Annotated in this window: 12 protein-coding genes; 5 read left to right on the top strand and 7 right to left on the bottom strand. The window is 67.2% G+C overall.

Annotated elements, in window-relative coordinates:
* Positions 1 to 13 precede the first annotated feature (13 nt).
* The 3 genes from AC5QAH_RS04685 to AC5QAH_RS04675 are packed head-to-tail and all read right to left on the bottom strand — an operon-like array spanning position 14 to position 1,897.
* Entirely contained in the window at positions 14 to 406 is a 393-nt protein-coding gene (locus AC5QAH_RS04685) for a DUF3224 domain-containing protein (protein WP_100445859.1), read from the bottom strand.
* 42 nt (positions 407 to 448) lie between these two features.
* Positions 449 to 1,621, bottom strand: coding sequence for a low temperature requirement protein A (locus AC5QAH_RS04680; RefSeq protein WP_478407067.1), 1,173 nt, complete (start codon positions 1,619 to 1,621; stop codon positions 449 to 451).
* 9 nt (positions 1,622 to 1,630) lie between these two features.
* The gene (locus AC5QAH_RS04675; RefSeq protein ID WP_010485461.1) at positions 1,631 to 1,897 is read right to left on the bottom strand and encodes a hypothetical protein; all 267 of its coding nucleotides are present in this window, start codon (positions 1,895 to 1,897) and stop codon (positions 1,631 to 1,633) included.
* A 202-nt stretch (positions 1,898 to 2,099) separates the two neighbouring features.
* On the opposite strand from AC5QAH_RS04675, the gene AC5QAH_RS04670 reads away from it, so the two are divergent.
* The 4 genes from AC5QAH_RS04670 to blaL1 all read left to right on the top strand — a co-directional run bounded on the left by AC5QAH_RS04670 (position 2,100) and on the right by blaL1 (position 6,926).
* Entirely contained in the window at positions 2,100 to 2,624 is a 525-nt protein-coding gene (locus AC5QAH_RS04670; RefSeq protein WP_049455150.1) for an RNA polymerase sigma factor, read from the top strand.
* Positions 2,621 to 3,457 carry a FecR domain-containing protein gene (locus tag AC5QAH_RS04665; RefSeq protein ID WP_049481050.1) on the top strand — a complete coding sequence of 279 codons (837 nt, stop codon included), beginning with the start codon at positions 2,621 to 2,623 and terminating at the stop codon, positions 3,455 to 3,457. The genes AC5QAH_RS04670 and AC5QAH_RS04665 overlap by 4 nt, the downstream gene beginning before the upstream one ends.
* 71 nt (positions 3,458 to 3,528) lie before the next feature.
* Positions 3,529 to 5,958 carry a TonB-dependent receptor domain-containing protein gene (locus AC5QAH_RS04660; protein WP_099559551.1) on the top strand — a complete coding sequence of 810 codons (2,430 nt, stop codon included), beginning with the start codon at positions 3,529 to 3,531 and terminating at the stop codon, positions 5,956 to 5,958.
* Between the two features lie 95 nt (positions 5,959 to 6,053).
* The gene (gene blaL1 / locus AC5QAH_RS04655) at positions 6,054 to 6,926 is read left to right on the top strand and encodes a L1 family subclass B3 metallo-beta-lactamase (protein ID WP_197653952.1); all 873 of its coding nucleotides are present in this window, start codon (positions 6,054 to 6,056) and stop codon (positions 6,924 to 6,926) included.
* 115 nt (positions 6,927 to 7,041) lie between these two features.
* On the opposite strand, the gene AC5QAH_RS04650 is transcribed toward blaL1, so the two are convergent.
* From AC5QAH_RS04650 to AC5QAH_RS04640, 3 genes are all read right to left on the bottom strand, one after another.
* On the bottom strand, positions 7,042 to 7,581 hold the full coding sequence (locus tag AC5QAH_RS04650) for a DUF411 domain-containing protein (RefSeq protein ID WP_100051404.1): 540 nt from the start codon (positions 7,579 to 7,581) through the stop codon (positions 7,042 to 7,044).
* 116 nt (positions 7,582 to 7,697) lie between these two features.
* The gene (locus AC5QAH_RS04645) at positions 7,698 to 8,033 is read right to left on the bottom strand and encodes a hypothetical protein (RefSeq protein ID WP_082587817.1); all 336 of its coding nucleotides are present in this window, start codon (positions 8,031 to 8,033) and stop codon (positions 7,698 to 7,700) included.
* 25 nt (positions 8,034 to 8,058) lie between these two features.
* Positions 8,059 to 10,344 (bottom strand): FdhF/YdeP family oxidoreductase, encoded by a 2,286-nt coding sequence (locus AC5QAH_RS04640; RefSeq protein WP_495232128.1) that lies wholly within the window; start codon positions 10,342 to 10,344, stop codon positions 8,059 to 8,061.
* Positions 10,345 to 10,588: 244 nt separating this feature from the next.
* On the opposite strand from AC5QAH_RS04640, the gene fdhD reads away from it, so the two are divergent.
* Positions 10,589 to 11,428 carry a formate dehydrogenase accessory sulfurtransferase FdhD gene (gene fdhD, locus AC5QAH_RS04635; RefSeq protein WP_495232127.1) on the top strand — a complete coding sequence of 280 codons (840 nt, stop codon included), beginning with the start codon at positions 10,589 to 10,591 and terminating at the stop codon, positions 11,426 to 11,428.
* Positions 11,429 to 11,498: 70 nt separating this feature from the next.
* Here fdhD and AC5QAH_RS04630 read toward each other — a convergent pair whose 3' ends face one another.
* Positions 11,499 to 12,035, bottom strand: a complete 537-nt coding sequence (locus AC5QAH_RS04630) for a carboxymuconolactone decarboxylase family protein (RefSeq protein WP_317214734.1) — start codon at positions 12,033 to 12,035, stop codon at positions 11,499 to 11,501.
* Between the last annotated feature and the right edge of the window lie 94 nt (positions 12,036 to 12,129).

Here is a 12,129-nt window from a genome sequence, read left to right as displayed (position 1 = left end):
GCGATGCCTCGTTCTATTCCGGATCGGGCAGCGCGTACTCCAGCCTGTAGTCATGGCGACCGTCGCTGATGGTGATTTCCAGGATTCCGCTCAAGCCGAGCAGCCCTTCACTGCCCGAATCGGGCACCACCACCACGCTCAGCTCCGGCGTTCCCCGGGCCATCAGACCGTTGTGCTGCAAGGTAAAAGCGCCCTGACGCCCAGCCAGCGTGGCCGTTACCCGTTCCATCGCCACATAGCCCGCCGAGCCCTGCACCGGGCTGCGGAAGGCCAGCATCTGGCCGACACTGCTGCCCCGCAGATCACCATGGAAGACCTTATCGATCGACATCACCCCGATCGGGCCGTCGTTGCCACCGATCGGCAGCAGCTTCACTTCAAAGGTTCCGCGCGCTTCGCCCTGCATCCTGCTCTCCCTCGTCGATAATGCGGCAACGGCGCGTGCGGATCATGCGCGCCGCAGGCGACGCTTCAACTGCGTATCCATCAAGCCCACCGCCAGCAGCACCGCGCTGGTCAGCCAGCCAGCGGCCAGCAGATGGGTGTGCGGCAAAACCACGCCCAACACGACCAACGCCACTGCACCGACCAGATGCGAATACGGGGCGCGCCCGTACACAATGCGCTTGTACAAGGCGCTGCCAAGCAGGTAGATCAACGGCCCGGCAACCAGCACCGTAGCGTAGACCGGGGTCACCGCCGCGCCAGGATGGTCCATGACCAGATCGTTGCCGACCGCGGTGGCGATGATGCCGGCGATCAGCAGCGCATGCACGTAGTGGAAGTTGGCCCCCATCCGCCCGGGGTCCTCGGAATGGGTGATCGCCGCGGTGGCATCGCGGCTGGAAATGCCGAAATACAGCCACCACATGGCGATGGTGCCGGCGAAGGTGGCCAGCACCGCCGAGACCACATCGCCGCTCCAGTGCTCGACCTCGCTGAGCACGCCGCCAGTGGCCAGCAACGTTTCACCCAGCGCGACGATGACGAACAACTGGCAACGTTCGGCCAGGTGCCCGCCTTCGATGGTCCACTCGCGGGTGTGCGAACGGCCCAACCCCGGAAACGCGAAGCCGAACATCGGCGAGATGTACTCGCAGGCCACCGCCACCGCCCACAAGGCCAGGCGCAGGTTGCCCTCGGCAGCAGCGCCTGCCAGCCAGAAGCAGGCCGACACGCTCACCCACGCCAGCATGCGGCGGAAATTGGGCGCCAGCGGATGGTTGCGCCCGACCTCCAGCAGCACGAACACCGTGCGCCCGACCTGCATGGTGGCGTAGGCCCCCGCGAAGACCCAGGCGCGTTCAGCGAAGGCCTCGGGAATGGACGAGGACATCAGCAACGCCAGCAGCATGGTGACGAACAGCAGGCTGCGGATGCGTGGCGTCTCCGGATCGAACCAGTTGCTGACCCAGCAGGCGTACTGCCAGCCCAGCCAGACCGCGAACCACAGCACCAGGGTCTGCATCACCCCGACCAGATCCAGGTGATGCAGCAGATGGTGGCTGAGCTGGGTAACCGCAAACACGTAGACGAGGTCGAAGAACAGCTCTTCGTAGGTCACGCGGGCGTGGTGGCCATCGCGCTGGCGCAGGGCAGGCAGTCGCAGTCGTGTGCTCATGGCCGTCCTTCAGCGCGCCAGGCGCCAGTACAGCAGACCGGCCAGCAAGGCCGGCACCGCGAACACCAGCAGCAGGATCGGCAGCTCCTCCCGGACGGCGTAGCCGGCCTTGCTCACGCCCACCCACATGTTGGCCACCGTCACCAGCAGCCAGGTGGCGATGAACGCGATCAGGGCCGTGGGCAGCTGTGACTGGCCTACGCTCCACAGCCGCCCGAAGAGCAGGAACACCCCCAACAACAGCACCCCACCCACCATTACCAGAAGCACGTGCATGGTCCATCTCCTTGAGCCTGCTGGCAGGCTAGCCGCGGCCGATTCTGCGCTCCAGCCGATGATCGTGGTTTCACTTTCCAGCCTCGCCGAACAATCCCGATCCCCGAACCACATAGCAAACGAGAACGGTTCCCATTAGTATTGCGTCATCGCGCAGGGATGCCCTCCCCGTGCCCGCCCCTTGCCCCTGCTTCCGGTCCGGATGTCCCAACTACCTTCCCCACACCCTCCTGCGCTGCCGCTGGTGTCCTCGCTGGTGCGCCACTACGAGGAACTGGTGGAGTACCTGCGCTGCCGTTTCCGGTCGCCAGGGCTGGCCCGTGAAGTGGTGCACGACGTCTGCGTGCGGCTGCTGGAACGCCCCGCCGCCTACGATGCACGGCAACCCATCGCACTGCTGCGGCGCATCGCCCACGATGCGGCGGTGGACCGCTGCCGCGCCGAGGATCTGCGCCGGCACTGGGTGGAGTCGCGTGCCGAACTGCCCGATGACGCCTGCCCACGCCCAGGCCCCGAGCAGCAGGCGCAGGGACAGCAGGCGTTGCAGCGCCTGAGCGCGACCATCGAGCGCATGCCCTGCCGGCGCCGGCAGGTCTTCATCCTGCACAAGATCCACGCGCTGCCGCAGGCCGACGTCGCGCAGCGCATGGGCATCGGCCTGAAGGCGGTGGAGCGTCACCTGCGGCTGGCCATGGCCGATTGCCGCCAGCAGGGCACGCTGCAATGAGCGATGCACCTGCACCACCGCCGCCACCCGAAGTCCCCAGCACCGACCAGATCCTGGACCAGCATCGGGACGCCCTGAAGCAACGCTTTCCGCTGCCCGACCCGGAAACGCTGCGCCGCCGGGGTGGCGGCGCGAAGCGGGTACTGCCCGTGTTGCTGGTGCTGGCCGGCGCCGTGCTCGTGGCCGACCCGGCCTGGCAGGTCCGCGATTACCAGACCGGCGTGGGCGAACGCCGTGAACTCGTCCTGGTCGACGGCAGTCGGGTACAGCTGGACGCAGGCACCCGCGTGCAGGTGCGCCGCCATCTGCGCTCCCGGCAGGTGCTGCTGGAACAAGGGCGGGCACGCTTCGAGGTGCAGCACTCGGCCTGGCGACGCTTCGGGGTGGATGCCGGCCCGGTCCACGTGCGCAATTACGGCACGGTGTTCGACGTCGACCGCCAGGGGGAACTGAGCGAAGTGACACTGTGGCGCGGCGAGGTCGGCGTGCGCGTCGACGAGGGCGGCAGCGAACAGCGGCTGAAGCCAGGGCAGCGCCTGCTGGCCCAGCGCGGTTCGCTGTCACCTCCGGAAGCCATCGATCCAGAGCAGGCGGACTGGACCACCGGACGCCTGCAGTTCGACCGCATGCCACTGAGCGAGGTCCTGTGCATCCTGCAGCGCTATCACGACCGTCCCATCGTGCTGGACGACCCAGCGCTGGGGCCCCTGCAGGTGTCGGGCGTCTTCGATGCCGACCGCGCCGAGACCGTACTCGCGCTGCTGCCCGAGATCCTGCCGGTGCAGGTGCATGCCGGCACCGATGGCAGCCTGCATCTGCGCGCCCGCGATTGAATGCCACACCGAGGGTGGGTTGCGCGCCGTCCCATCCGGCAAGTGCTTGAACCCTTCCGAAGGACCCCCGCATGACCCGCCCTGTTCCGCCTGCCGCTCTGCGCCGGCTGGCCCCCACCCTGCTCGCTGCCTGCCTGTGTGCGGCCCTGCCCGCCACGGCGCAGACCGCTGCGTCAGCGCCCATCGAGCTGCACCTGCCGGCCGGCCCGTTGCAGGCTTCGCTCAACTCGCTGGCGCGGCAGAGTGGCATCCAGCTGTTGTTCGCCGCCGACAGCGTGAGCGGCCGCAGCGCCCCGGCTGTTGATGGCCGCTACACCCCGCATGAGGCCCTGCAGCGGCTGCTGGCCGGGCAAGGCCTGGCGATGCAGGAACGTTCGCCGGGTGTGTTCGTGGTGAGTGCCGCGCCAGCGCCGGCGAAGCCGCGCACCCCGGCCCGGGCCGCATCATCGGCGCCGTCATCCGCCACGACGACGTCGCTGGCCCGCGTTACGGTCTCGGCCTCGACCGCGCGCATGCCGCAGGGCGAGACCGCCATGCCCAATACCATCACGGTGCTGACCCGCGAGGACATCGCCCAGCAGCTGGCGCTGGGTTCGGATGTGTCGCGGGTGCTGTCGTCACAGATCCCGGCATTTGCCCCGGCGCGCGAAAAGATGTCCAACTACGGCGAAACCCTGCGTGGCCGCAGCATCCTGTACATGGTCGACGGCGTGCCGCAGTCCACGCCGCTGCGCGATGGCTCGCGTGATTCGCACACCATCGACCCGGCGATGATCGAACGCATCGAGGTCATCCACGGCGCCAACGCGCTGCAGGGCATCGGCGGCACCGGCGGCATCGTCAACATCATCACCCGCAGTGCGCCCAGTGAGCCGGGCGCGTTCCTGCTCGACACCAACGTCAGCTACAGCGCTGCCCTGCCCAGCCGCCACGACGACAATGGCCAGCGCGGCTCGGCCCTGGTGGGCGTGCGCGGCGAGCAGTTCGACCTGGTGGCTGGCCTGGCCTATGAGAAGCAGGGCCTGTACCACGACGGCGAGGGCCGATCGATCGGCACCAACGCGCAGGGCGAGCTGATGGACTCGACCTCATCGAACGTGTTCGCCAAGCTGGGCTGGAACATTGCCGAGGGCCATCGCCTGCAGGTCATGGCCAACCGCTACGAACTGCGCGGGATGGACAACTACCTGGCCATCAACGGTGACTATCGGACCGGTCGCCCGACCATTTCGGTCCCCGGCGATACGCCACTCGATCCGCCGATGAACCGCTCGCGTTCGCTGACGGTGGACTACAGCGCCGCCGACCTGCTCGGTGGCCGTTTCCAGGCGCAGGCCTTCGCGGTGGATTTCGAAGGCCGCTACGGTGCCAGCCAGTGGGACCCGTGGGGCAACACCGGCGCCAACGCCGCCTGGGACCAGACCCAGAACGAATCGGACAAGCGCGGCTTCAAGCTGACCCAGAGCTGGACCCGCGTCGCCGACACCACGCTGGACGTGACCCTGGGCCTGGACGGCCTGCGCGACCGCACCCACCAGGTGCTGCTGGCCAGTGGCATGAACTGGGTGCCGCAGACCACCTACCAGAGCCTGTCACCGCTGCTGCAGCTGCACTGGTGGCCGACCGATCACCTGATGCTGTCCGGCGGCCTGCGTTACGAGAAGGGCGAGCTGGACGTGGGTGACTACACCACCCTGCCCCGCTACGGCGCTCGCAAGGTGGCTGGCGGCAAGCCGACCATGAGCGAGACCCTGCCCAACTTCGGCGCGGTCTGGTACATCAACGATCGCCTCAACGCCTACGCCTCGTATTCGGAAGGCTACACCGTGGCCGACGTCGGCCGCGTGCTGCGCGCGATCAACCGCGACGGACAACGCGTGGACAGCCTAATCGACCTGTCACCGGTGGTGTCGGACAACCGCGAGATTGGCCTGGAGTACGACGATGGCCGCTTCAGCGGCGACATCGCCTACTACACCTCCGAATCCAAGCTCGGCTCGGTACTGATCTACGATCCGGGCATCGATGCCTATGCGGTGCAGCGCCAGGCCACCCGCGTGGAAGGCTTTGAAAGCAACCTGCGCCTGCGGTTGGGCGACAGCCGGCTTGGCCTGGGCTATGCGCGCGCCAACGGCCGCTACGACGCCGACGTCGACGGTCGTCTCGACAGCGACCTCGCCGGCGTGAACATCGCACCGAACCGGCTGACCGCGTTCTGGGAACAGAGCTGGACGCCGCAGCTCAGCACGCGCCTGCAGGCCAGCCATGCCTTCGACCGTGATTTCGACCTGCGTGGCGCGCAGGTGGCGGAGTTCAAGGGTTACACCACTCTGGATCTGGTCGCGCGCTATACGCTGGACAAGCACGCCTTCACGCTGGGCGTGCAGAACCTGGCGGACAAGCAGTACATCAGCTACTACTCGCAGACCACGCCGTCGAATCCGAGCTATTTCTCCGGCCGCGGCCGGGTGCTGACGCTGGGGTGGCAGTACCGGTACTGATCCATGGCGCCCTTATGGGAGCCATGAAATCTATGCGAGACGCGATGAAGGGGGCCCATGCTAGTTTCTGGGCCTCCTTCAAACGGACGTGAACCATGCGTTGTTCCCTGCTCGCCTTCGCCCTGGCCGCTGCTGTTCCGGTCGCGCACGCCAGTGCCGCCGACGCACCACTGCCGCAGCTGCGGGCCTACACCGTGGACACCTCCTGGCTGCAGCCGATGGCACCGCTGCAGATCGCCGACCACACCTGGCAGATCGGTACCGAAAACCTGACCGCGCTGCTGGTGCAGACCGCCGAGGGCGCAGTGCTGCTGGACGGCGGCATGCCACAGATGGCCGGCCACCTGCTGGACAACATGAAGGTGCGCGGCGTGGCCCCGCAGGACCTGCGACTGATCCTGCTCAGCCATGCGCATGCCGACCACGCCGGCCCGGTGGCCGAGCTCAAGCGTCGCACCGGCGCGCACGTGGTGGCCAATGCCGAATCAGCGGTGCTGCTGGCGCGCGGCGGCAGCAACGACCTGCACTTTGGCGACGGCATCACCTATCCGCCCACCAGCGCCGACCGCATCATCATGGATGGCGAAGTGGTCACGGTGGGCGGCATCGCATTCACCGCGCACTTCATGCCGGGGCACACCCCGGGCAGCACCGCCTGGACCTGGACCGATACGCGCGACGGCAAGCCGGTGCGCATCGCCTACGCCGACAGCCTGAGTGCACCGGGGTATCAGTTGAAGGGCAATCCACGTTATCCGCGCCTGATCGAGGACTACAAGCGCAGCTTCACCACCGTGCGTGGCCTGCCCTGCGACCTGCTGCTGACCCCGCACCCTGGCGCCAGCAACTGGAACTATGCCGCCGGCAGCAAGGCCGGCGCCAAGGCACTGACCTGCAGCGCCTACGCGGATGCGGCCGAGAAGACGTTCGACGCGCAGTTGGCCAAGGAATCTGCGGCACACCGCTGATCCTGTAGAGCCGAGCCTACGCTCGGCTTGCCGGAAGAAAACAGCCGAGCGTGGGCTCGGCTCTACACAGGACACGTGGGAAGGTGCCGGTCAGGGCGACCGGCACCTGCGACCATCAGCCACCCTGCCCGTGCTGGGCAAACGGCTCGGTGCTGCCGTCGGTGCGCACCAGCTCGACGGTATACGGCTGCACGTAGCCATCCGGCATTTCCATGCCCGGCGAACCGGCCGGCATTCCGGGCAGCACAAGCCCGCGCACCGCCGGTCGCTCGGCCAGCAGTCGCTTGATGTCCTCGGCCGGGATGTGGCCTTCAACCACGTAACCACCGATCTCGGCGGTGTGGCAGGAGGCCTTGCCGACCGGTACACCCAGGCGGACCTTGATCGGGTTCATGTCGTCGGTGTCGCGCACATCCACCTGGAAGCCTTCGGCCTTCAGGTGATCGACCCAGATGCCGCAGCAGCCACAGCTGGCAGTCTTGTGCACGATGGCGATGGGCAGTGCAGGATCCACCTGCGACGGACCGGCCATGATCGGTGCCGCAGGGGCGTCGCTGGCAACCGGCGTGGCGGCGGATTCTTCAGCGGCACGCGCGCAGGCGGTGGTGGCCAGCACGGTGCCCAGCAGCAGGCCGAGGGAGAGAGAACGGTTCATGGTGTTGATTCCTTTGCAGATGCGGGCAACGCGGCCCGCTGCCTGCGCATCGAAGGCACAGGCAGAGTCGAGAATGAGTCGAGCAGCTATGGCAGGCACTTGAGGCCTGCAGGGAATCACACGATGGGAGGCCGTAATGGGTCCGGCAACGGCGGCGGTGCGCGTTGCTGGGCGCTGGCTGGCAAAGGCGCCTCACGCCATGGCAAGGCGGGCGTTCCGCTCAGGGAGGCCAGCATGCCGAGGCTGGCCGGCGGGCATTCGCACTCATTGCTCTGGCAGACCGTTGATGCTGCATCGTCGCAGCATCCGGCCATGGCCGCCGAATGCGGTGCAGCGCAATGGTCCTGGCTGGCCGGGCCGCTGTACGAAGACGCGGCGAGCGCCAGCGCCGGTGCATTCAGCACCAGGGCGACAAGCAACATCCATCGCAGCAGCAGGCCAGACAGGTTCACATGCCGATGATAGCCGATGCGCGCGCTACGCAATGGCCGCGGCCATCGCCTGCACCCGCACCGGAATCGACTTGGCGGCGGGCGTGCCGCTGATGCGGTCGTAGTAGTCCAGCGGCAACAACGGGTTCAGCTCCGGGTAGTAACCGGCCAGCGCGCCGCGCGGCATCGGGTAGTCCAGCACGGTCAGGCCCTCGATGCGCCGCTGCACGCCATCGCCGCTGATCGTCTCCAGGCTGACCAGCGCCTCCTTCTGCAGTCCGCGCGCCAGCCGGTCCTCGATGTTCATGAACAGCACCATGCGATCGTTGTACACGCCGCGATAGCGGTCGTTGTAGCTGTAGATGGTGGTGTTGTACTGGTCATGCGAGCGCACGGTGGCCAACCGCAACATGTCCGGATCGTGCACCGGATCGTCCACGTCCAGGCCGGGCATCACCAGGATGTTGGCCTTGCCATTGGGCGTGGGCCAGACGCGGCGGCGCGGCGGAATGTCCAGATGGAAGCCGTGTGGCTGCTGGATGCGCTCGTTGAAGCCGGTGTAGATCTCCGGGTACACGGCAGCGATCAGATCGCGGATGGGCGCATAGTCGTGCATGCAGCGCGCCCAGTCGACCTTGCTGTGCGGCAGCGCAGCCATCGCCATGCGGCAGACGATCTCGACCTCAGGCAGCACCTCGGTGCTGACCGGTTCGAGCACGCCGCGCGAGGCGGTCACGTTCGACATCGCGTCTTCGATGGTGACGAACTGCTCGCCGGCCGGCGTGACGATGCGCTCCGAGCGCGCCACCACCGGCAGGATCAGCGCATCGCGGCCATGAACCAGATGACCGCGGTTGAGCTTGGTGGCGATGCCCACGGTCAGGTCCAGCCCACGCATCGCTTCATACGCGCGAGGCGTATCGGGCACCGCATGGATGAAGTTGCCACCCAGGCCGATGAACACCTTGGCGCTGCCGTCCAGCATCGCCTCGATGGATTCAACCACATGATGGCCATGCTCACGCGGCGGATCGAAGCCGAACACCTGCTGCACGCGGTCCAGATAGGCCGGCTTGGGCTTCTCGTCGATGCCGACGGTGCGGTCGCCCTGCACATTGGAATGCCCACGGATCGGCCCGATGCCCGCACCGGGCTTGCCGAAGTTGCCGCGCAGCATCAGCAGGTTGGCGACCTGCTGCAGCAGGCGCGAGCCATACTGGTGCTGGGTCAGCCCCATGCCGTAGCAGATCACGGTGGCCTTGGAGCGGATGTAGATCTCCGCACAGCGTCGGATCTGCGCCTGCGAAATGCCGGACACCTGCACGATCTCGTCCCAGTCCTGCGCCATCACGTCTTCGCGAAGCGCCTCCAGCCCCACCGTGTGTTCTGACAGGAAATCATGGTCGAGCACGCGCTCGCCCTGCGCCTCGCGCTCGAACATCACCTTCATCATGCCTTTGATCAGAGCCAGGTCGCCGCCGATACGGATGTGCACGAACTCGCTGGTGATCTCGGTCGAACCGAACGTGGCCATCTGCACCACGTCCTGCGGCTCGGCAAAGCGGATCAGCGCGCGCTCGGGCATCGGATTGACCGCCACGATCGGGATGCCGCGTTTGCGCGCCTCGACCAGGTTGCTCATCATCCGCGGTGAATTGGTGCCGGTGTTCTGGCCGATCACGAAGATCGCCTCGGCGTGCTCGAAATCCTGCAGCACGATCGTGCCCTTGCCCACCCCGATGGCCGGCGGCAGGCCGCGGCTGGTCGGCTCGTGGCACATGTTCGAGCAGTCCGGGAAGTTGTTGGTACCGAACTCGCGCACAAAGATCGAATACAGGAACGCCGCTTCATTGGGCGTGCGCCCGGAGGTGTAGAACTCGGCCTGGTGCGGGCTGTCCAGCGCCTGCAGGTGGCGGCCGATCAGCTCGAAGGCATCATCCCAGCTGCACGGCACGTAGTGGTCGGTGGCTGCGTCGTAGCGCATCGGCTCGGTCAGCCGGCCCTGCATCTCCAGCCAGTAGTCGGTCTGCGCCATCAGTTCGGTGACGGTGTGCTGGGCGAGCAACTCGCGGCCGGCGCGGAACTGGGTGGCTTCCCAGGCCAGTGCCTTCGCGCCGTTCTCGCAGAACTCCAGCTTCTTGCGTTCGTCGGCGTCGGGGAACGCACAGCTGGGGCACTTGAAGCCACCCGGCTGGTTCATCGCCAGCAACGCCTTCGAGCCTTTGCCGATCACGCTTTGCTGCAGCAGCACCTTGGCCGTGGCACCGGCGGCACCCCAGCCACCGGCCGGCTGGTTGTACGGCTTGTAACGCGGTGGCTTCTGCTCGGACATGTTCGGGGACCTTACGGTAGGAACGCGGCAACAATGGGCACATCGCAGTCCGGCGGCGCTTTCAATCGCACGTCCAGCCCCACAGTCAAACACGGCCTGCACGGCTTCGCCAGTGGCTGCGCGCTGTTTTCAGCGCAGCCTGCCATGACAACGGTTACACCTGCGTCAGCGCACGGCCACTGCGCTATTCTCGATGCCGTGGGTGGTCCACCACCTGCGTATTTCCTTAGTCCGGACGCGCTGCATGCCAGATTCGACCCCACCGCACACCCCGCCTGCCGGCACGGCCCTGCGCCCGTTGCAGCGCTGGCGCAGCAAGGGGCAGCAGCCGCAGATCGACGTGGTGGCCGAGGAAGTGCCGGTGGCGCTGCGTTACAACGGCGCCGCCTTCGCGGTGATGATGGCCACACCCTGCGACCTGGAGGACTTTGCGCTGGGGTTCTCGCTCAGCGAGGGATTGATCGCTACGCCTGCCCAATTGCTGGCGATCGAGGTACGACCGCAACTGGAAGGCATCGAGCTGCAGATGACCGTGACCGAGGATGCACCCGGTGCCGACCTGGATCCGGCCAACGGGCGCCTGATGCCGGGCTGCGGTGGCTGCGGCCTGTGCGGCACGCGCCAGCTGGAGGAAGTGCTGCGGCCGCTGCCCGAGGTGCGCGAACGGCGAACCTACTCGCCAGCAGCCCTGCAACGGGCGCTGGCCACGCTGGTGCAGCATCAGCCGATGAATGCGGTGAGCGGTTCGACCCATGCCGCGGCCTGGGCCGACGCCAGCGGTCGCATCGGCTGGGTGCGCGAAGACGTCGGCCGCCACAACGCGCTGGACAAGCTGATCGGCGCCCTGCATCACAATGAACACACGATCGAGGGGGGGCTGCTGGTGATTTCCAGCCGCGCCAGCTACGAAATGGTCAGCAAGGCCGTACGGGCTGGCGTCAGCGTACTGGCTGCTGTCTCGGCACCGACCGCGCTGGCGATCGACCTTGCCCGTAGTGCAGGCCTGTGCCTGGTCGGGTTCGCGCGGGAGAGCGGGTTCAATGTCTATACGCACCCCGAGCGACTGCGGGCAGACGACAGGTAGAGCCGCACCACGCCGCCTGCCCCTTCCTACCGGCCCCGGGCGGCCCACTGCCCCCGGGCCGAACCGCATCTCAGCGCAGCGCCACCTTCGGGAAGTCCACCGGCACGTCGAACGCTACGTTGACGTAGTTCGTGAACAGGTTGAGCGCTACGTGGGCGAGGATCTCAACGATCTGCTCATCGTCGAAGCCGGCCGCACGCAGCGCCTGCACATCGCCATCGGTGACCTGCGCACGCTGCTCGACCACCTTCAGCGCGAAGTCCAATGCCGCCGAGGTGGCCGGATCGCTGGACTGACCGATCTGTGCAGCGGCCATCTGCTCGCTGCTGGCACCCGCCTTGCGGCCCAGCGCGGTGTGTGCGGCCAGGCAATACTCGCAGGCATTGCGGTTGGCGATGGCCACGGCGATCTGCTCGCCCAGCAGCGGCGACAGGCGACCGCCGCCCAGCGCGCCGAACGAACCCCACATGCTCTGCAGGGCGGCTGGCGAGTTGGCCACGGCGCGGAACATGGCCGGGGTGGCGCCGAAGGCAGCGTGGACCTGACCCAGCAGGGCCTGGCGGTCGGCGGTGGTGTTGGCGGCATCGATCAGGGGGACACGGGACATGGTGGATCTCCTTGGGAAAGCGCCCGGGATTGGACGACCCGCTCATCCTAGGTAGACTCGCTGGACGCTTCAGGCAAAATCAGCCGCACATGTT

The sequence above is a fragment of the Stenotrophomonas sp. YJH_SMC_43 genome, assembly GCF_059372535.1.
The sequence above is the reverse complement of the archived record's forward strand: the minus strand, read 5'-3'. Positions and strand labels throughout refer to the sequence as shown.

Coding starts and splice junctions, on each gene's coding strand:
- AC5QAH_RS04685 (WP_100445859.1), bottom strand. CDS start 406: ATGCAGGGCGAAGCGCGCGGAACCTTTGAAGTGAAGCTGCTGCCGATC.
- AC5QAH_RS04680 (WP_478407067.1), bottom strand. CDS start 1,621: ATGAGCACACGACTGCGACTGCCTGCCCTGCGCCAGCGCGATGGCCAC.
- AC5QAH_RS04675 (WP_010485461.1), bottom strand. CDS start 1,897: ATGCACGTGCTTCTGGTAATGGTGGGTGGGGTGCTGTTGTTGGGGGTG.
- AC5QAH_RS04670 (WP_049455150.1), top strand. CDS start 2,100: ATGTCCCAACTACCTTCCCCACACCCTCCTGCGCTGCCGCTGGTGTCC.
- AC5QAH_RS04665 (WP_049481050.1), top strand. CDS start 2,621: ATGAGCGATGCACCTGCACCACCGCCGCCACCCGAAGTCCCCAGCACC.
- AC5QAH_RS04660 (WP_099559551.1), top strand. CDS start 3,529: ATGACCCGCCCTGTTCCGCCTGCCGCTCTGCGCCGGCTGGCCCCCACC.
- blaL1 (WP_197653952.1), top strand. CDS start 6,054: ATGCGTTGTTCCCTGCTCGCCTTCGCCCTGGCCGCTGCTGTTCCGGTC.
- AC5QAH_RS04650 (WP_100051404.1), bottom strand. CDS start 7,581: ATGAACCGTTCTCTCTCCCTCGGCCTGCTGCTGGGCACCGTGCTGGCC.
- AC5QAH_RS04640 (WP_495232128.1), bottom strand. CDS start 10,344: ATGTCCGAGCAGAAGCCACCGCGTTACAAGCCGTACAACCAGCCGGCC.
- fdhD (WP_495232127.1), top strand. CDS start 10,589: ATGCCAGATTCGACCCCACCGCACACCCCGCCTGCCGGCACGGCCCTG.
- AC5QAH_RS04630 (WP_317214734.1), bottom strand. CDS start 12,035: ATGTCCCGTGTCCCCCTGATCGATGCCGCCAACACCACCGCCGACCGC.